This is a genomic window from Paenibacillus sp. FSL R10-2788 (assembly GCF_038003885.1).
Taxonomy (GTDB): Bacteria; Bacillota; Bacilli; order Paenibacillales; family Paenibacillaceae; genus Paenibacillus_AQ; species Paenibacillus_AQ odorifer.
The window spans coordinates 5,908,245-5,927,174 of sequence record NZ_JBBOQA010000001.1 but is presented as its reverse complement, the minus strand read 5'-3'; the positions used below and the strand labels follow the sequence as shown (position 1 = coordinate 5,927,174).

Sequence of the window (18,930 nt, the reverse complement as noted above, 5' to 3'; positions counted from 1 at the left end):
AAGGAATGAAAATTCAAAAGGATAAATATACGCGAATGCTTCATTGGATTGCCTATGTGGTCATTATTGGCCTGTCGATCGCTTGCCTGCTGCCCTTTTTGCTAATTATCTCTGCGTCTTTGACCAGCAATGAGTCCATTATCCGCGATGGCTATCATCTGATTCCGGCACAGTTCTCACTGGAGGGCTACAAGACGGTATTCATCTTCCCGGATGAGGTGCTGCGGGCATATGCGGTCACAGTCAGCACAACTGCGATTGGAACGGTAATGGGACTTTTTTTCATGACTATGGCCGGTTATGTACTGGCGCGTAAAGATTTCAAATATCGAAATAGCTTTTCCTTCTATATATACTTTACGACTTTGTTTGGGGGAGGACTTGTCCCGTGGTACATCATGATTACGAAATACCTCGGTCTGCTGGATTCCTATGCGGTACTGGTGCTTCCAGGTCTGATGACGCCATTTTTGATCATTTTAATGAAAAACTTCATCAAATCTGCAGTTCCTGAGGAATTATTCGATTCTGGCAAAATAGACGGGGCTGGTGATTTCCGGATTTACTGGCAGATTGTACTCAAGCTTTCCATGCCGGGCATCGCTACAGTCGGTTTGTTTCTGGCTTTGTATTACTGGAATGACTGGTTCACCTCTTCCCTGTTCATCAATGATACGCATAAATATCAGCTGCAGTTCTATCTGTACAATGTTATTAATTCAGCACAGTTTATCGCACAGATGGGGGCGGGAACCGGGGTGTCACTGGCTACGGAGGTCCCTGCTGAGTCTACCAAAATGGCGATGGCAATTGTCGTGACGGGACCTATTCTTTTTCTGTACCCGTTCGTTCAGCGTTATTTTGTCAAAGGCCTAACCATCGGCGCTGTGAAAGGTTAGAACCGCAACCTGCCCACTACCGGGTTAAGGTACAGTCGGCTAACATAGAAGCATAGTGAAAAGGGAGGATTCAGATGAATAAACAACGGGGCAAACGCATGTCTATTCTGCTTACGTCAGTATTGGGCTTGACGCTGCTGGCAGGCTGCGGGGGGAATTCTAATTCTGCAAACGGAGACAATGCGGCGGTAAAAGAGAGCAATAGCGGAGGAAACACAGCACAAAGTACGAACGCAGTTACTGAGGAGAAGACCGGACTGGACACTTCCAAAAAGGTCGAGCTGCAATTCTATATGCTAGGCGATGCGCCGAAGGATCTCTCAAGCATTGAAGCCGAAATTAACAAAATGGCTGAAGAGGATCTGAATGCAACCGTTAAATTCAATTATACAACCTGGACAGATTGGGATCAGAAATATAAGCTGCTGCTGTCGTCGGGCCAATCGATTGATTTGATCTTCACTGCGGACTGGACACAATATCAGGCTTATGCGAAAAAGGGAGCTTTTTTGGCTATAGATGATCTGCTGCCAAAAGCTGCCCCAGAACTCCAGCAATTCGTACCACAGGAAATGTGGGATGCCGTGAAGATTGATGGCAAGATTTACACCGTTCCTGCGACTTATAAGGAGTATGTAACGAATGGCTTCGTATGGCGTGAGGATCTGCGCAAGAAATACAATCTGCCTCAGCCGACAGATCTGGCTAGCTATGAAGCATACATGGAAGGAATCAAGAAAAATGAACCGCAGATGTCGCCGGCTTCTTTTAACAGTGATGTAAGAGGTAACATTCATGATGTATATTCAACACTTACCGCACAGGTCGGCAGTCCGCTGCCTTACGGTATTGGTATTAAGTACGATGATCCTTCAAAAGCTTATCTCTATTGGGGCTCGGAGGAACATAAAGAAGAGCTGCTGACGATGAGACGCTGGCAGGAAAACGGATTGATTTCCAAAAACGTCCTGAACTTGAAGGATACCATCCAGGCGCCGATTATCGCGGGCAAGGCAGCAAGCATCTTCGGAGATAATCCGACTCGCTTCAACGATACGTTGATGAAGGTGAAAGCAGCACATCCGGATTGGGATCTAGGTTACTATCCTTATGGCAATACCATTGGTTATGCGACACCTGTTCATCCTATTCATAATGGTTTCGCCATTCCGAAGAGCAGCAAGAACCCTGAACGTGCGCTGGCCTTCTATGAAAAGATGGTCATGGATAAACGTTACAACCAACTCACACAATACGGTGTGGAAGGAAAGAACTATAAAATTGATGCGAACGGCTACTATGAACTTATTGGTGATGCTTCAACAAACGGTTTTACACGCGAGGGAATGAATGGCTGGGCTTGGCGGAATCCGGAGTTCATGTTGTTTGATAAATCCTATGACGGCGTGAAGGAAATCTTCGCTGAGCTCGACAAAATTCAGAAACCGGATATTTTCACAGGTTTTGCTGAGGATTATACCTCCTATCAGGCGGAAAAAGCAGCACTAGAGCAGGTGGAAAAGCAATACCTGTATCCATTGCAAGCTGGATTAGTAGAGGATGTTGATGCGGGTTTAGCCACCTTTATGGAAAAGGCTAAGCAAGCAGGCCTTGAGAAAATCCAGACCGAATATATCAAGCAATGGGACGCTTATGTGCAGGAGAAGGGTTTGAAATAATAAAAGTAGCAAGGGATGTTCCCTAAGCCAAATGGGGAGCATCCCTTTTTTTGTGTTTTTTAGAGTCTTCAGGATCTACGAAAAGCGTTGGCGGAATTCCCGCGGAGTGGTCCCTTCTATTCGAATAAAGCTGGAGCTGAAGTAAGGGGCCTGATTGAAGCCGACTTCCTCGGCTATACGGGCAATCGTGTAGCTGGTCTGCATCAGCAAAAGTTTACTTTGCTGAATTCGATAATGTAGCAGATATTCCATCGGCGCACAGCCGTATTCCTTCTTCATGCAACGAGCGATATATACAGGGTGAAAGCTTAGGCTTTCACCTAGCTGCTGCGCAGTGATGTGCTCACGAAAATGGCTGCGTAAATAGGAGGCCGCTTGCTCTGCACATGTTTTGGAGGGCGAGGGGCGCTCATGGCTGAGGGAGGCGGATAACTGCTGAATAACCTCCTGAAATAACAGCTGCTGCTGAAATGGAGTATCGCTCAAATGGGAATTAGGCACAAGCTGATTCAGCTGTGAGAGCAGCTCTTCTATCTTGGACGGCTGCAGCAGAGTCGTATACTGAGGCAGGCGTAAGCTAAACGGCCGGATATCAAATTCGTCAGATTGCAGGGAGTTCTCTATTTTGACGTTGTCCTTCTCAAGCGCAGCAGCCGTATCCTCGGTCATATTCCATTCACCCACCGTTTGAAAATGCAGCCAATAATAAGAGGTGGATTCCTTGCAGCTGTCCGTACTGAAATGATGGCTGTCTGGACGAAGCAAGAGCGCCTGACCCGCTTTTACTTGAAAGGGGAGGCCGCCTTCACTCATATATAAACAGCCTTGTTTAACTACAAGCAAATCGAACACCCGGGTATTATGGCGGCTCATATGATAATGGCCGGGGGAGAAAGTATGGAATCCGCTTACAATGTAGTACAGCAACGGAGGAACGGTGAAGTTCAAGATGTTCATGTCAGAAGCTCCTTTTAGTGAGCTTGGAATAATGTAATAATTGGTTTGAAATCTGTACCATCATCCAAAGTATATCATCTATAATTTAGTCTGACCTAATGAATAAAGATGTTATTTTTTAGGCTAAGTCTGTAGGCATGGTTTACGAGGAGGGTTTGTATAGTGAAAAAAGAAAGACAGGGTTTTGGACTCTGGGTATTGGCTTGGCCTATATTTATAGAGGTATTTCTACAGACTCTGCTGGGTACGGTAGATACATTAATGGTCAGCCGTATCTCTGATGATGCAGTCGCCGTAGTCGGCATTTCCAATCAATTGTTCGGTGCATTGACCACGCTTTTTACAACATTTGCGGGTGGAGCGGGGATTCTGATCGCACAGAGAATGGGCTCCAAACGTTTTGGTGAAGCACGCACGATTGCTATTATGGGAGTATCGGTTAGCCTCGTGTTGGGGATTGTCGTGAGTATTGTGTTGTTTTTCTATGCGGGCCCTATTGGTGGGGTTCTAAATATAGCACCTGAGCTATTGTCACTTTCCAATGTCTATATCTCCTACGTCGGCGGTGGACTTTTTATGGTCGGGATGATCGCTTCCCTCGGTACCGCTATCCGTAACACAGGGAATACCAAAGGACCGATGTACACAGGGATTATAATCAATGTCATCCATATTATTCTGAACTATATTTTTATATTTGGTGTATTCGGTCTGCCACAGCTAGGCCTTGCGGGCATCGCGATCTCCAGTATTATCAGTAGACTGGTCGGAGTGATTATTCTCTACTCCTTATTCCGGCGTTCTTTCGAGATCAAGGTTAGACTTAGAGATTTCCGCATATTCAATGGCAAGCTGTTCAAGCAAATTTTGAAGATTGCCTGGCCTCTCGGGATCAATTCTTCCTGTTGGGTATTCTCCCAGCTTATTGTATATTCCTTTCTGGCTGCACTTGGAGCCGAAGCGTTAGCAGCACGCACGTATCTTAATACCTTGGAGTCCTTTTGCTTCACACTTGGTTATGCTTTTGCGCTGGCGGGGCAGATACAGATTGCTCATTTATTTGGAGCAGGCAAATTGAAAGAAGCTTATCGCAGTGCGTATCGTACACTCTTTATTGGTTTGAGCATTGTGTCAGCTAACATGCTGTTACTATTCCTGTTCGGAAAACAGCTGCTCGGTTATTTCACATCTGATCCGAAGATTATTGCGATCGGGGTTTCTTTGTTAGCTCTAAATCTATTGCTCCAGCCCTCCAAAATGCTGAATATGGCCCTCGGCAACGCGCTGAATGCCATCGGGGATACGCGTTATACGATGTATACTTCCATCGTGTCTATGTCCCTCATTGGCGTGGGCTGCTCCTATTGGTTAGGAATCAGCGTCGGCTGGGGACTTATGGGTATCTATTGTTGTATGATAGCCGACGAATTGGTGAGAGGCTTGCTTGTTCTGGCGCGCTGGAGGGGGCGAAAGGTTCTCCGCCAAGCGGATATCGGCTTGAGTGAAGAGAATGCTTCACTACATGGAGCCGGGAAAAGAAGCACCTCGTTAACCACATAAGCGGGACTCTATAAGCCTAGCTTGATGGGCAATGGAGTGGTTTAAGAGTCGGACGTTGTTTGTTGAGTAGTGTTTGTTGCGGCAGTAGGGCGGAGTAAGCGGTAGTAGTGCTGCAGTAGTGCGATAGTAGGGCGGCTGCAGGAGAGCGGTAGTTGGGCGGTTGCGGGAGGACGGTAGTAAGGCGGTTGCGGGAGGCGGTAGTAGGGCGGTTACGGGCGGTAGTAGAGTGGTCGCGGGGGGGGGCAGTGTGCTTTCGGACTCAGCTGCAGCTATTTGCCGGTTTAGGGCCTTTTTTGGATAGTTTCGGACTGGAGGGGCGCTATTCCTCGTAAAATGGCTCATAATGGGGTGATTTTGCGGCAATAGTGACTCTGGAGTCCGATAGCTCATGAAAAGAGGCGTTTGTGCGGAAATAGCGGCTCTGAGGTCCGAAAGCAACTTTGAAAGTCTAAGTAACATTAAGCATCCGAGTAACGTCGAGCACTCTAGGTAACATTAAGCATCTTGAGAAGCGCCGAGCACTTCAAGTAACATTAAGCATCCTGAGTAACGTCGAGCACTCTAGGTAATGATGAGCACTTCAAGTAACAATGATCATCCCGATTAAACATAGAGCAACTCTGCGGCTTGAAAATTGATTAGTTTAGGGGCAGTAGGGCGGTTGCGGGCTGGCTGGCGTTGTGCTTTCGGACTCAGATGCCGCTATTTGCCGGTTCAGGGCCTTTTGCGGGTAGTTTCGGACTGGAGGGGCGCTATTCCTCGTAAAATGGCTCCTAATGGGGGCGTTTTGCACCAATAGTGACGCTGGAGTCCGATAGCTTATGAAAAGAGACGTTTGTGCGGAAATAACGGCTCTGGAGTCCGAAAGCGACTTTGAAAGTCCAAGTAACACCGTGCACCCAAGCGACAATAAGCACTCCGAATAATATTGAGCATCCCGAGTAACGTCGAGCACTCCAAGTAACAATGAGCATCTTGAGTAACAATAGGCACTCCAAGTAACATTGAGCATCGTGTGAACAACTAGCGTTCGAAGTAACATTACGTGTGCTGTTTTTATGAAAGAGGTTACCTCATGAGTAGAAATGATTACTTCTGTGAGGGCCTCTTTTTTATGCGCGTATAAAGTTTAAGTTTGACGGTTCTCAAATTTGATTATTCATTCATATAGAGTTTGATTCTATGATATAAATGAGTTAGCCTTTATAGAATGGGTAGCCGTTATATAAATACATGTTACTGAAGGGTTTGAGGGAAATGTTGTTGTCAAAATGGAGAGGGTTTTCGTTACTAGGGCTGCTCTTAATGCTTGTACTATTATCAGGCTGTTCTAAAGGCACTGCTCATGTCACAGTGAATAAGAATGGAAGCGTAGATATTGCAGTGAACATGAAAGTGAATTCGCGTGCAGAAGCGTTGATTAGCGGAAAAATGGAAGATGCTCTGGTAAACAAACTTAAGGATCAGGGGATTGAGCTAGAGAAAAGCCAAGATGGAAAATCTACAGTCTATGAATTCGTGAAATCTTATGCCTCTTTTGAGGATATGAAAGCACTCTCTGGTGACTTGGATATTGTGGACCTGAAATTAGATACCAAAGATAATTGGTTTTATACCAAATATGACGTTGAGGCGAAGCCCAAATTTAATAGCTACATAGACACCATAATGGATAATATGGGATCGCTCAGTTTATCGAAGCCGATTATTCGGGCTTTTTTGCAAAACATGGCTTTCGACTTTAAATTAACGTTACCTGTGGATCTATATGGAGACAATAATGCAAATGTGGAGGACGGCAGAACCCTTACTTGGAATGTTACACTAGCGGATACAGAGCCAATTCAAATGCAGGTTTATGTGCCTAATGTATGGAATATCGTGATTGTGCTTATCATTTTAGTGGTGGTTGTTGTAACTGCGATTATATTGTTCGTGAGAAAAAGAAAGCAGCGTAATAGAAAACGTTTCTAAGTGGGTTCGTAAAGTTACGGAAGTGCCGAGAAGCTAGGATGCTTTACCGGCCTTCTTTACTTTTTAGCAGGCACAGAGTTATAATTAGTACCAAGTACTAATATCAGATACTAATTGAAGAGGTGATTGGAATGACAGGTGCAAAAATTACCGCTATCGGAACCTATGTCCCAGCCAAAAGACTAACTAATGCCGATCTGGAGCAGATCGTAGATACAAATAATGAATGGATTGTGCAACGGACCGGAATCCGTGAGCGCCGAATTAGTCGGCAGGATGAGTATACAAGTGATTTATGTGCAGCAGCTGTGCAGGATCTTATGACTCGTTATGGAAAAAGCGTTCAGGATGTCGATATGGTCCTGGTAGCTACGAGTACACCTGACTTTTCCTTTCCCTCAGTAGCTTCTTTGATTCAAAATCGTTTTAACATTCCGCAGACTGCTGGTGCTATGGATTTGAGTGCAGCATGCGCAGGTTTTGTCTATGCACTGCATACTGCTCACAGTTATGTGGCTTCAGGAATGCATCGCAAGGTACTGGTTATTGGTGCGGATACGATCTCCAAGATTACGGATTATACTGACCGCAGTACATGTATTCTTTTTGGGGATGGCGCTGGAGCAGTGCTTGTGGAAAGTGATGAGCAGACGACGGGATTTTTAGGCTTCCAGCTGGCAAGTGATGGCGGTGGGGCACATCATGTTTACCGTACGGGGCTTGCCCATACTGTAAACAATATTGAGCTGGTAGATACACAAATGCTGGTACAGAACGGACGAGAAGTGTTTCGCTGGGCGGTCAGAACGGTTCCTTTAGGTGTGCAACAGCTGCTAGAAAAAGCGGAGGTAGGTCTGGAGGAAGTAGACTGGTTTATTCCACACAGCGCTAATATGCGGATGATTGAGCCAATTTGCGAGCGATTAAATTATCCGCTGGAGCAGGTGCTGCACAGTCTTGTGAATTTCGGCAATACATCTGCTGCCACGATTCCTTTAGCACTCGATTTGGGCATCCGCGAGGGCAAGGTACAAAATGGACAAAAGATCCTGATGTATGGTTTTGGTGCCGGATTAACCCAGGCAGGACAATTGATTGAGTTGAATTTGGATCATCAGGTAGGGATACCTACTCCATATTAAGAGGTGGAGTTCGGCCAGCTAGAGACCAATGAAGATAGATAACGAAACATTTTCGATAATCAATAAAAAGACAACGCCGTTTGCGGAAACCCGCTTACATAAGTTGTCTTTTTTTGTTGATTAACTAAGTATTTAATTGACTGCCACAGGATTCACGCACAATAAGCACAGGCTCCACTACAAATGATCCACCGCCAGACTGATTGTTAATCAAGTCATAGAGCATATGGGCAGCGAGGATGCCAAGCCGTTCTTTGTTCTGGCGGATGGTCGACAGTTTTGGACTGGTATATTTACAGGCTTCAATGTCGTCACATCCGATAATGGCAATATCTTCAGGCACGCTGAGACCGTGTTCTTTCAAAGCCCGGATGGCTCCCAGAGCCAGCAAATCAGAAGCCGCAAAAATGGCTTTTGGTAAATTTCCGGCTTGAATTAATTGCTGCATAGCCGTATAACCGCTGGGCTCAAAGAAATCGTCGCCATGAACAAACCACTGACGGTTCAAAGTGAGGCCGAAGCTTTCAATAGCTTTGACATATCCGGATTCCCGCAGGTTAGAAATATCTGAATCCGCTGCACTTCCGATAAATCCAAGTTCTCTATAGCCAAGCAGATAAAAATGCTCCACGACCTTGGAAGAAACCTGAAAGTTATCTGACATCACAAAGCCGGATTTTTTGCCCTTTAGCTCAAGGTCGACCCCGATACAAGGAATACTGCTCATATCCAGATCGCGGATGGTAGGCTCCATCTTTTGCCCGGAAATAATGACACATCCATCCACATTAAAATGAACAGATCGAGCGAAATAATCGCCGCTGCTGATGAATTTCTCGTTGGAAAAGAAAATGAGATCGTAGCCCAGAACGCCCATCTGCTTTTTAAAAGAATTTAGCACTTCTACGAAAAAGGGATGTGTAAATTCGACATTAAGCTCGCCAGCAAAAATAACCCCGATCAGATTCGACTTCTTAGTTGCGAGTGTCTTGGCGGAGTTGGAAGGTGAATATCCGGTTTGTTCGATGATTTCCAAAACTCTTTGCTTGGTCTTTTCGGAAACATCACTGTAATTGTTCATAATTTTCGAAACAGTCGAGACAGAAACGCCGGCCATTTCGGCAATCATTTTGATATTCATAGTTAATAATGCCACCCTCCGCTAAATCGTTGAAATTTGAGAAAAAGACTGTTCTAGAGCGGTTATTTGCGAGTTATTATGTATAGGGTGAATGAAAATTCAATTATTTTCAGTCTATTATTATTGCCGAAACAAGTCAAATATATATTTCACTATGCAGATTTACTCCAAAATAATCTATGTAAAAAAATTCAAAATTACATCTTTACAAAAATAGAAAACTAAGCAACAATAGCATTGCCGAAACCGATTTCGATTTTTCGCTTGAATTACGAATATTACGAAATTCGAGGAGTGATGTTTAGGATGAAAAGGAATTTCACAGCAGCACTTGCTGCTATGCTCCTTGTCACCGGGCTGCTATCACCGGTTGGGAGCATGAATGCTTCAGCGGCAGAGGCGTTAAAGGAAAACTCACCTGATTCAGCGGCAACGAAAGTGGAAAATGAACCAATCAATGGATTGAAAGCGTTTACCGATGTATCTCCAAATCATTGGGCCGCAGGCCCATTACAGCGTTGGAGCACAAATGGGATCATAAGCGGATATGACGACGGGTCGTTTCGTCCGGGTAAGGAAGTCACGAAGGCAGAATTCGCAGCTATTATGAATCGTATATTTAATTATCAGGAGCAATCGGATAAGGTTCCCGCTGATGTCCAGGCTACAGACTGGTATAAAAATGATATAGCCAAAGGGATTGCAGCTGGATATTTAAGCAGTGATCAGAAGAACAATATTTATCCTTCAAAAGCACTTTCGCGCGCGGAGGCAGCGTTAGCATTGGAGAAAGTGTTTCGTTTCAATGCAGACAAAAGCAGTACAGCAGCATTCACCGATCTGAACGGAGTCAGCGATGAAACCGCAAAAGCAATAGCCGTTCTATCGAGTGCAGGTTATGTAAAAGGTTATCCTGGAGGTTTGTTTAAGCCTGATGGTGGGATCACCCGTGCAGAGTTAGCTCAGTTGGCTGATCGAATGGTTTCGGGACTCCTCCTGAAATCAGGAGAGACTTCACTAGGAACAGTAAAGGGCAATGTAGTCATTAATCGGGCTGATGTGATTCTTAAAGACACGGTCATCCAAGGTAATCTTTATCTAACCGAGGGGATAGCTGAAGGGAATGCAAAGCTTGAAGGTGTAAAGGTAACAGGGACTACTTTTGTACGGGGAGGCGGCGAGCAAAGTATCGGCTTACACCATACTTCTCTTGGACTGCTTCAAGTAGCCAAGCCTAATGGTAAGGTTCGGATTTATGCCAGCGGGTCGACAGCTGTGGGTACTGTGCAGCTGCTATCTGGGTCAATCTTGGAAGAAAGCAGCGATCTTACCGGGGCAGGGTTTGGGGATGTTGAGATGGATGTCGTTCCTCACAATATTTCGCTTCGCGGAACATTTGGAGCGGTTCGTTCGGCAGACTCAGCAGTCAGCGGTTCTTTGTTAAGAATCCTTGGAACTGTCGGCAGCCTTACTCTGGGAAGTCCGACCCATTTAACATTGGAGAACAATTCACAAGTGGCGGCACTAATCCTATCTGCGAGCGCTGGAGCTACAGCAATTCAAGGCAGCGGAAGCGTAACCACAATAGATAACAAAGCCGATGGAGTGACGATTGGCGGTGTAGCATTGAAAAAAGGAAACACTGGCAAAACAACATTGCCAATAGCAAGCTCAGCGCCAAGCAGTTCGGGGAATGTAGGTCCAATAACGACGCCAAGCGCCACACCTGAAGCAACGGCGGCACCTACAGCAACGCCAACACCAACCGAAACACCGACACCAACAGCAACGCCAACACCAACCGAAACACCGACACCAACAGCAACGCCAACACCAACCGAAACACCGACACCAACAGCGACACCAACACCAACCGAAACACCGACACCAACAGCGACGCCAACACCAACACCAACACCAACACCAACACCAACACCAACACCAACACCAACACCAACACCAACACCAACACCGACACCAACACCGACACCGACACCAACGCCAACAGCCACACCGACACCAACAGCCACACCAACACCGACCACTGATCCGTGGACACTGGTGTGGGGGGATGAGTTTGATGATGGAGACATTGATGCTACAAAGTGGACCTATGACCTTGGAGATGGTTCGCAATACAACAATCCAGGTTGGGGAAACAATGAGAAGCAGTGGTATACCAACGATGAGAAGAATGTAAAGGAACAGGACGGTAACCTGATCATTACGGCCCACAAAGAAGAAAAAGCTGGCAAACAATATACTTCTACACGGATTAAGACTAAAGGGTTGTTTAGTAAAAAATATGGCAAATTTGAAATTCGGGCCAAAGCACCTACTGGAAAAGGGTACTGGCCGGCGATCTGGATGCTGCCGGAGAACGATGTGTACGGGACTTGGGCTGCTTCCGGTGAGCTTGATATTATGGAAGGCTGGGGCAGTCGTCCAAACACGGTAGCGGGGACGATTCATTACGGCGGTATGGCGCCGAACAATGTATACTCCGGCAAAGAGTATGTATTTCCGGATAACGCTACGATTGAGCAGTTCCATACGTACTCTATTGAGTGGGAGCCGGGCGAAATTCGCTGGTATGTGGATGGTGAATTATATTCGACCAAAAATGACTGGTATAGCATCAGCAATGGGCAGCCTGCCAATAATGTGTATCCAGCGCCGTTTAATCAGAAGTTCCACTTGCTGATGAATCTGGCCGTAGGCGGTAACTTTGATGGTGATCCGACTAGCGAAACCGTATTTCCAAAATCGATGGAGATCGATTACGTTAGAGTCTATGAGCTGACAGGTCGTGAGTACCGCGAGCCTATTCCAGTTACACTGGAGAAGGAAGCCTATCCAGAAGGCTCCAAGCTTGCACTGGCAGACGGCAACATGGTCTATAACAACAATTATTCGGAGCAGGTGCCGGGGGATGACGGTATGGGAATCCCGAATACCGCACATTGGGTACTTTATAAAGAAGCAGGGGCTGAAGCTACGGTTTCTACCGTTCCTATTGGGGAGCGCAATTATGTGAAGGTAGATATCAGCAGTGGTGGCGGCAATTTTTATTCGATTCAACCCCAAGCTATCGTATCTATAGCTAAAGGCAGGTTCTATAAACTCAGCTTCGATGCCAAAACCGATATGTCCCGCAGTATGAGCGTCCGGTTAACAGGTGGAGAATCTCGTGGATTTGCAGCGTATTCTCCATCGCTTAAGGTAGATCTAACTTCAGCGATGACCCATTACGAGACGATGTTTCAAATGAAGGAAAACTCAGATATTGCTGCACGCGTCGAGTTCAACGTGGGTACCAATACTTCACCGGTATGGTTTGGTAATGTCAGATTAGAAGAGATTGAGAATATTCAATTCCCGCATGATAGTGTGAAGGAACCGCTGGCCAACGGTAATCATCTGTACAATGGTACTTTCGATATTGGGGAACCCAATCGGATGAGTTATTGGCATACGGAAGCAACTGGTGGTGCCATGGTAGAATCAAGCGTTAATGACAATGGCCAGTTAAAGCTGCAGATTGGCGGCAGTGAAAATGGTGAGGTTCGGTTACTTCAGAAGGGAATTCAGCTCATTCAAGGGCAGGACTATGAGGTTACGTTCAATGCTTCAGTCTCCTCTGCACGCACAGGAACGGTTCAACTACTAGGGAAAGACGGCAGTGTACAGGCAGAACAACCGGTTAACTTAAGCGAAGGTGAGCAAAAAATTAAAGCTACCTTTATCAATCTTGCAGGTGCAACCGATCATGAAGGACAATTCGTATTACTGTTAAACGGTGCTGCGGATACAGTCATTCTGGATAATTTCCAGATGCTGCGTACTAGCTTCTATTTTGATCCATCGCTAATATACTACCCACTCTTGAATGGTGAATTTAACTTTGGGTTTAGCGCCTGGGACCGCCTGTTGACAGAGCAGGGTGGTCAGAGCAGCGCTACGGTTGCAGATGGAGCAGCGAAATTTAGCATTACGAATATCGGCAGTCAGGCGTATTCTGTAATGTTGTTTCAGAACAACTTGAAAGCTGCTGCTGGAATGGATTATGTGGTTGAATTTGACGCCAGTTCAACCGTAATCCGCAAAATCGGGGTGAACGTAGAAAATGGTACGTATCAGGCCTCGTTCAGCAATATCGTGGAGGTAACGCCGGAGACGAATCATTACAGATTCGAATTCCGGCAAGGAAGCAAGGATACATTGTCTCTAAAATTGCTGCTTGGGAAGGTTGAGGGGATTAGTATTCCTCAAAACCATGATATTATCATTGACAATGTGAAATTTGAGATCAAAAATGCACCGGCCAAACCGCAGGAGCTGCTAAGCGACAGCAGCAATAACAGAGTTTCGCAGCCGATTGAGCTTACTTTTATCGACAATGCAAATTGGCGGAATCAAATCATGGCGGTAAAGGTTAACGGTACAACACTTAATGCAGAGCAGTACACTATTGAACCGGGAAAAATCACAATCGAAGCAGCAGTATTTCCGGCCGAAGGAAGTTATGCCATTACTGTTGAGGCTGAACATTATGTTACTGCAACTGTCACGCAGACTATTCTAGCTAATGATAACAATCTAGTCATCAATGGTTCGTTTGGCAGCGATAAGACGGGCTGGACTACCTGGTCCGGAGAAGGTGGCGTCTCCGCGTTTAATGTGAAGGATGGCGTAGCTGAAATCCTGATTACGTCGGCCGGATGGGAAGCGTGGCATACACAATTTTTCCAAGAGGGTATTCCACTGGAGGGCGGAAAAACGTATGAGGTGAGCTTCAAGGCGAAATCAACGGTTCCGCGGCAAATTGTGTTAGAATACTCCAATACTTCAGCTGCTTCCGCACAAGCTAAGTTTGATATTCGTGCGGATTGGGCTACTTATTCAGCACAATTTACGGTGTCGAACAGCAATCCGCTGAAGCTTAATTATCTGATCGGCAAAACGCTGGGCGCTGATCCTGCGGCTAACAGTACGCCGCATACGATTTCTTTTGACGATATTGTGGTCAGGGAGGTACAAGGGGGTCCACCAGTAATACCGCCAAGCGGTACGCTGGATAATGGAACCTTCGATGTAGATGCAACGGGCTGGAGCCAGTACTTTGACGGAATCGGATCTGCCTCTGTTCAAGAGGGGGAATTTGCTATCAACTTAACAGGTACCGGGCAAGCCCCTTTTAGCGCACAGGTGGATTACGAAAATCTGAAGCTTGTTCAGGGAAAAACGTACACCTTGAAGTTTAAAGCTCGTTCTACAGTAAACCGCAATATTCAGGTAGCTGTGGAGCATAAAGGCGGGGATTACACCAAATATATGGAAGCTGAGCTTGTAGCCTTGACCCAAAATATGGACGAATACAGCTACACATTTACGATGAATGGGGCAACAGACGCAGGTGTTCATCTGGTATTTTTGCTAGGGCTTATAGATGGGAACGGTACGGAGACGAATAGTGAAATTAGCGCGGGCAGTACAATTTATTTGGATGATGTAAGCTTGATCGAAGGGTAAACGAAAAAAACGGCAGTGTTTTCCTTTTTACAGGAGCACTGTCGTTTTTTTGTGTGTGTTTTTTGTGGGTTAGATTTAAGTTTCTTTAGGGATAAATTCAAAAATTTTGCCACTCTCAAAAGATTCTATTAGTTTCAGCAACCAGCGGTAGTAGTTAATGGATTCAGTTATTTTTTCTTCATCTGTATTTAAGAGCTGCATAAGTTTACTATCGTCACTATACTCTTTTTTCATATCGTTAATTTCTGCAAGTGATTTCGCTAGTGAGATCATATTACCTTCGACGGCTTTTCTCCATTTAATAGAGAAGTAATCACTGAAGTTCTGATGCCAGTCAGGCACAGTGGTGAACAAGTCTTTGCGCGTCCCTCTCCCCCATACTTTGTCGATCATTTTCAGATCTAGAAGGGTACGGACTCCCGTACTCATGGACGTTTTACTCATTCCCATTGTTTTGCTGAGCTCATCCAGTGTCACTGGACCTTGATTGAAGTACATATAACCGTATAAATGTCCAATAGACAAGGTAATGCCATACAGATCCATGTTTTTGCCGATAGAATCGATCACACGTTCACGGGCTTTACTAATCTTCTCTATTTGTTCGGGCGTAAGCCCTTCTAAATCGTTCATGATGTCCCTCCTGAGGAATAGGTCGATAGACTGCAACCTTATACAATGTATTGTAATCAAATCCCCCTCCATAAGTAAAGAATTCATGAAGAAAGGAATTTGGCGTAAAACAGAGTATTCCATACATAAAGTTCGTAAAGTTAAAACTGTACACTAAATTTTATCCGTATATGGTGTTTGCATGAATTTTCAATAGTCCGGTAAACTACTATAAGTGAACTAAACCCGGATAACATTTCGGGAGAAGGAGGACGGCATGGCTATTATAGAGGTGAAACAACTAACCAAAGTATTCGGTCATGATGCGGGACGCGCGATTCCTTTATTAGAGCAAGGGATGTCGAAGGAAAAAATTGCTCAGGAATTGAAGTTGACAGTCGGAGTCAACAAAGCCGAATTCAGCATTGAAGAAGGAGAAATATTCGTCATTATGGGTTTGTCCGGCAGCGGTAAGTCGACGCTGGTTCGTTTGTTGAACCGCTTGATTGAGCCTACAGGGGGGCAAGTTCTTTTTAAAGGGAAAGATGTTGTGAAAATGAATCCGGAGCAGCTGCGCCAATTCAGACGGAAGAACATCGGTATGGTATTTCAGAAGTTCGCATTATTTCCACATCGAAGCGTACTGGAGAATGCAGCATACGGACTTGAAGTTCAGGGCGTAGATAAAAAGAAAAGAACTGAACTGGCAACGGAAGCTTTGCATCTGGTAGGTCTGAAAGGTTGGGAGAATCATCGTCCTGATCAACTCAGTGGAGGGATGCAGCAGCGTGTTGGACTGGCACGGGGCCTTGCCAACGACCCGGATATCCTGCTTATGGATGAGGCATTTAGTGCACTGGATCCGCTTATTCGTAAAGACATGCAGCAAGAGCTGCTGGAATTACAGGCCAGAGTGAAGAAAACCATCGTGTTCATCACTCATGATCTAGACGAAGCTTTGCGGATTGGAGATCGGATCGCACTGATGAAGGACGGAGTCATTGTGCAAATTGGTACACCGGAAGAAATCCTCATCCAACCTGCCAATAAATATGTAGAGCGATTCGTGGAGGATGTGGACTTGTCCAAGGTGTTGACTGCAGCTCATGTAATGCGTCAGCCGGAAACAGTCAGACCTGAACGCGGGCCTCGGGTAGCGCTTCAATTAATGCGTGACAGTGGTATATTCAGTCTATATGTAGTGGACAAGGAAAATAAGCTTCTGGGTGTTATTACAGCTGAGGATGCCCTTAAGGCACTGAATGATAATAAATCTATTCTGGAAGTAACGCGGAGAGAAATCCCACGTGTACAACCGGAAACGCTACTCAATGATTTCTTTGAATTAATATCTGAGACACATTTGCCTGTAGCCGTCGTAGATGAAGCGGATAAATTGAAGGGTATTGTGATCAAAGGAGCCGTTCTTTCCGCACTCGCCGGCAACGCGGTACCGGAAGGAGGATTATAATGGACATTCCTAAACTGCCTTTGGGAAAGGCACTCGAGTGGTTGGAAAATTGGCTGACGACTTATTGTGGGCCCCTGTTTGACTTCATCCATTCGATTATCGGTGGTATGGTGGCTGGCATTGAAAATGCACTTACCTTCCTGCCAGCACTAGTACTTATCGTGATTATTGCAGCTTTGTCTTATTGGATCGGTAAATGGCGCATGGCACTATTTGCGGTCATTGGGCTGCTTCTGATTGATAATCTTGGATTATGGGGACCTTCTATGCAGTCCTTGGCCCTTGTTCTAACCGCCTCGATATTGGCTGTAGTAATTGGTGTGCCGATTGGTATTTTATGTGCGCAGAGAAATACCGTTAGAAATATAGTTACGCCTATTTTGGACTTTATGCAGACGATGCCGGCTTTTGTATATTTATTGCCAGCGGTATCCTTTTTCTCACTGGGCGTAGTTCCAGGGGTTATAGCTTCGATTATTTTTGCAATTCCGCCAACGATTCGCTTGACCAATCTCGGAATTCGTCAGGTTTCGGAGGAACTGGTGGAGGCAGCAGATGCTTTCGGATCGACACCTACTCAGAAATTAGTTAAATTGCAGCTTCCAATCGCTTTACCAACAATTATGGCAGGTGTGAACCAGACAATTATGTTGTCACTGTCAATGGTTGTTATCTCATCGATGATTGGTGCACAGGGCGTGGGTGCCTATGTATACCGTGCGGTATCACAGGCTAAGACAGGAGACGGATTCGAAGCAGGGATTGCGATCGTTATTATTGCCATTCTGCTGGACCGTTTGACACAGAACGCACTAAAACCAAAACAAAGATAGGAGTTTTAAATAAATGAAGAAGAAAAATATAGGGGTATTCCTGTTAGTTATTATGATGATTGCTGTTATTGCTGGATGTTCTTCATCAAGTAAAGAGAAGGTAAAATTAGCATATGTAGCATGGGATTCGGAAATTGCGAGTACTTATGTAGTAAAGGAAGTACTTGAAACTAAGCTTGGAGCTACCGTTGAAATGCTGCAGGTAGATGCTGGCCCAATGTGGGCTGGGGTTGCAGACGGTAGTGCGGATGGAATGGTTGCAGCTTGGCTGCCAAGTACCCATGCGGCTTATCTAGAAAAGTATGGTGCAAAAATTGAAGATTTGGGTGCGAATCTAAACGGAACTAAGGTTGGCTTGGCTGTTCCAGCCTATATGGATATTAATTCTATTGAAGACTTGAAGAACAGTGATTTGGCAGCAAAGCTGAACAATCGCATTATCGGCATTGAGCCAGGTGCTGGCATTATGACAACCACAGAAAAGGCTATTGCGGAATATGATCTTAGCGATTACACACTTCTTGAAAGCTCATCTGCAGCGATGGCTCAGGAACTGCAAAAGGCTTATGACAACAACGAGCCAATCGTTGTTACAGGTTGGACACCACACTGGATGTTCGCCAATATGGATCTGAAGTATCTGGAAGATCCAAAAGGGGTTTATGGTGCGGACGAACAGATCCACACGATGGTCCGCCAAGGTCTGAAAGATGACATGCCGAATGTCTACAAATTCCTGGATCAATTCGAATGGACAGCGGAAGATATGGCTAAAGTAATGATTGAGGTTCAGGGTGGTAAGTCACCAGAAGAAGCCGCTAAAACTTGGGTTGAGAGCAATCCGGATAAAGTGAATGCTTGGGTTGCAGGTATAGAATTGTAAGTAAATTAAAAACTGTGTTATGATGTGAAGAATAAATGGAAACAAAAATGTAACTTGTACGCTAACTACTGTTCTTTACACATTACACTTCATAAGCAAGCTCATTCAATAAAACACCCCGTAAGGGGTGTTTTTCTTGGGAATATAAGCAAAGTATTACAAGCTCTTAATGTACTGTGCTTATATTTCAATAAGAATGGATACCTAGTTTACACACTTAGACTTATGCTTTGTCAAAGTAAATCAG

At 45.3% G+C, this 18,930-nt stretch carries 12 protein-coding genes; 9 read left to right on the top strand and 3 right to left on the bottom strand.

Translation table 11 applies throughout. The features are described from left to right. Positions 1–5 precede the first annotated feature (5 nt). Entirely contained in the window at positions 6–899 is an 894-nt protein-coding gene (locus tag NSQ50_RS26315; protein ID WP_036685379.1) for a carbohydrate ABC transporter permease, read from the top strand. A 68-nt stretch (positions 900–967) separates the two neighbouring features. Beyond that, on the top strand, positions 968–2,578 hold the full coding sequence (locus tag NSQ50_RS26310) for an extracellular solute-binding protein (RefSeq protein ID WP_143760527.1): 1,611 nt from the start codon (positions 968–970) through the stop codon (positions 2,576–2,578). A gap of 75 nt (positions 2,579–2,653) precedes the next feature. Here NSQ50_RS26310 and NSQ50_RS26305 read toward each other — a convergent pair whose 3' ends face one another. Next, positions 2,654–3,535: an AraC family transcriptional regulator gene (locus NSQ50_RS26305; RefSeq protein WP_036685373.1), complete on the bottom strand. Its 882-nt coding sequence runs from the start codon at positions 3,533–3,535 to the stop codon at positions 2,654–2,656. 159 nt (positions 3,536–3,694) lie between these two features. On the opposite strand from NSQ50_RS26305, the gene NSQ50_RS26300 reads away from it, so the two are divergent. The 3 genes from NSQ50_RS26300 (at position 3,695) to NSQ50_RS26290 (ending at position 8,211) form a co-directional block, all read left to right on the top strand. Further along, positions 3,695–5,095: an MATE family efflux transporter gene (locus NSQ50_RS26300; protein WP_076213680.1), complete on the top strand. Its 1,401-nt coding sequence runs from the start codon at positions 3,695–3,697 to the stop codon at positions 5,093–5,095. A 1,257-nt stretch (positions 5,096–6,352) separates the two neighbouring features. After that, complete coding sequence (locus tag NSQ50_RS26295; protein ID WP_076141799.1) at positions 6,353–7,069, top strand: DUF3153 domain-containing protein; 717 nt, start codon at positions 6,353–6,355, stop codon at positions 7,067–7,069. A 131-nt stretch (positions 7,070–7,200) separates the two neighbouring features. Next, on the top strand, positions 7,201–8,211 hold the full coding sequence (locus NSQ50_RS26290) for a ketoacyl-ACP synthase III (RefSeq protein ID WP_036685367.1): 1,011 nt from the start codon (positions 7,201–7,203) through the stop codon (positions 8,209–8,211). Between the two features lie 124 nt (positions 8,212–8,335). Here NSQ50_RS26290 and NSQ50_RS26285 read toward each other — a convergent pair whose 3' ends face one another. Further along, entirely contained in the window at positions 8,336–9,352 is a 1,017-nt protein-coding gene (locus NSQ50_RS26285) for a LacI family DNA-binding transcriptional regulator (RefSeq protein WP_036685366.1), read from the bottom strand. A 306-nt stretch (positions 9,353–9,658) separates the two neighbouring features. Here NSQ50_RS26285 and NSQ50_RS26280 point away from each other — a divergent pair, with 306 nt between their 5' ends. Then, complete coding sequence (locus NSQ50_RS26280; protein WP_340949809.1) at positions 9,659–14,884, top strand: carbohydrate binding domain-containing protein; 5,226 nt, start codon at positions 9,659–9,661, stop codon at positions 14,882–14,884. Between the two features lie 75 nt (positions 14,885–14,959). On the opposite strand, the gene NSQ50_RS26275 is transcribed toward NSQ50_RS26280, so the two are convergent. Beyond that, positions 14,960–15,517, bottom strand: a complete 558-nt coding sequence (locus NSQ50_RS26275) for a GbsR/MarR family transcriptional regulator (protein ID WP_036685364.1) — start codon at positions 15,515–15,517, stop codon at positions 14,960–14,962. 256 nt (positions 15,518–15,773) lie between these two features. Here NSQ50_RS26275 and NSQ50_RS26270 point away from each other — a divergent pair, with 256 nt between their 5' ends. Genes NSQ50_RS26270 through NSQ50_RS26260 form a run of 3 tightly spaced genes read left to right on the top strand, consistent with a single transcriptional unit; the run spans position 15,774 to position 18,683 of the window. Next, the gene (locus NSQ50_RS26270; protein WP_036685362.1) at positions 15,774–16,967 is read left to right on the top strand and encodes a quaternary amine ABC transporter ATP-binding protein; all 1,194 of its coding nucleotides are present in this window, start codon (positions 15,774–15,776) and stop codon (positions 16,965–16,967) included. Further along, positions 16,967–17,800, top strand: a complete 834-nt coding sequence (locus NSQ50_RS26265; RefSeq protein ID WP_036685360.1) for an ABC transporter permease — start codon at positions 16,967–16,969, stop codon at positions 17,798–17,800. The genes NSQ50_RS26270 and NSQ50_RS26265 overlap by 1 nt, the downstream gene beginning before the upstream one ends. 13 nt (positions 17,801–17,813) lie before the next feature. Then, positions 17,814–18,683, top strand: a complete 870-nt coding sequence (locus NSQ50_RS26260; RefSeq protein ID WP_036685359.1) for a glycine betaine ABC transporter substrate-binding protein — start codon at positions 17,814–17,816, stop codon at positions 18,681–18,683. The last annotated feature ends 247 nt before the right edge of the window (positions 18,684–18,930 follow it).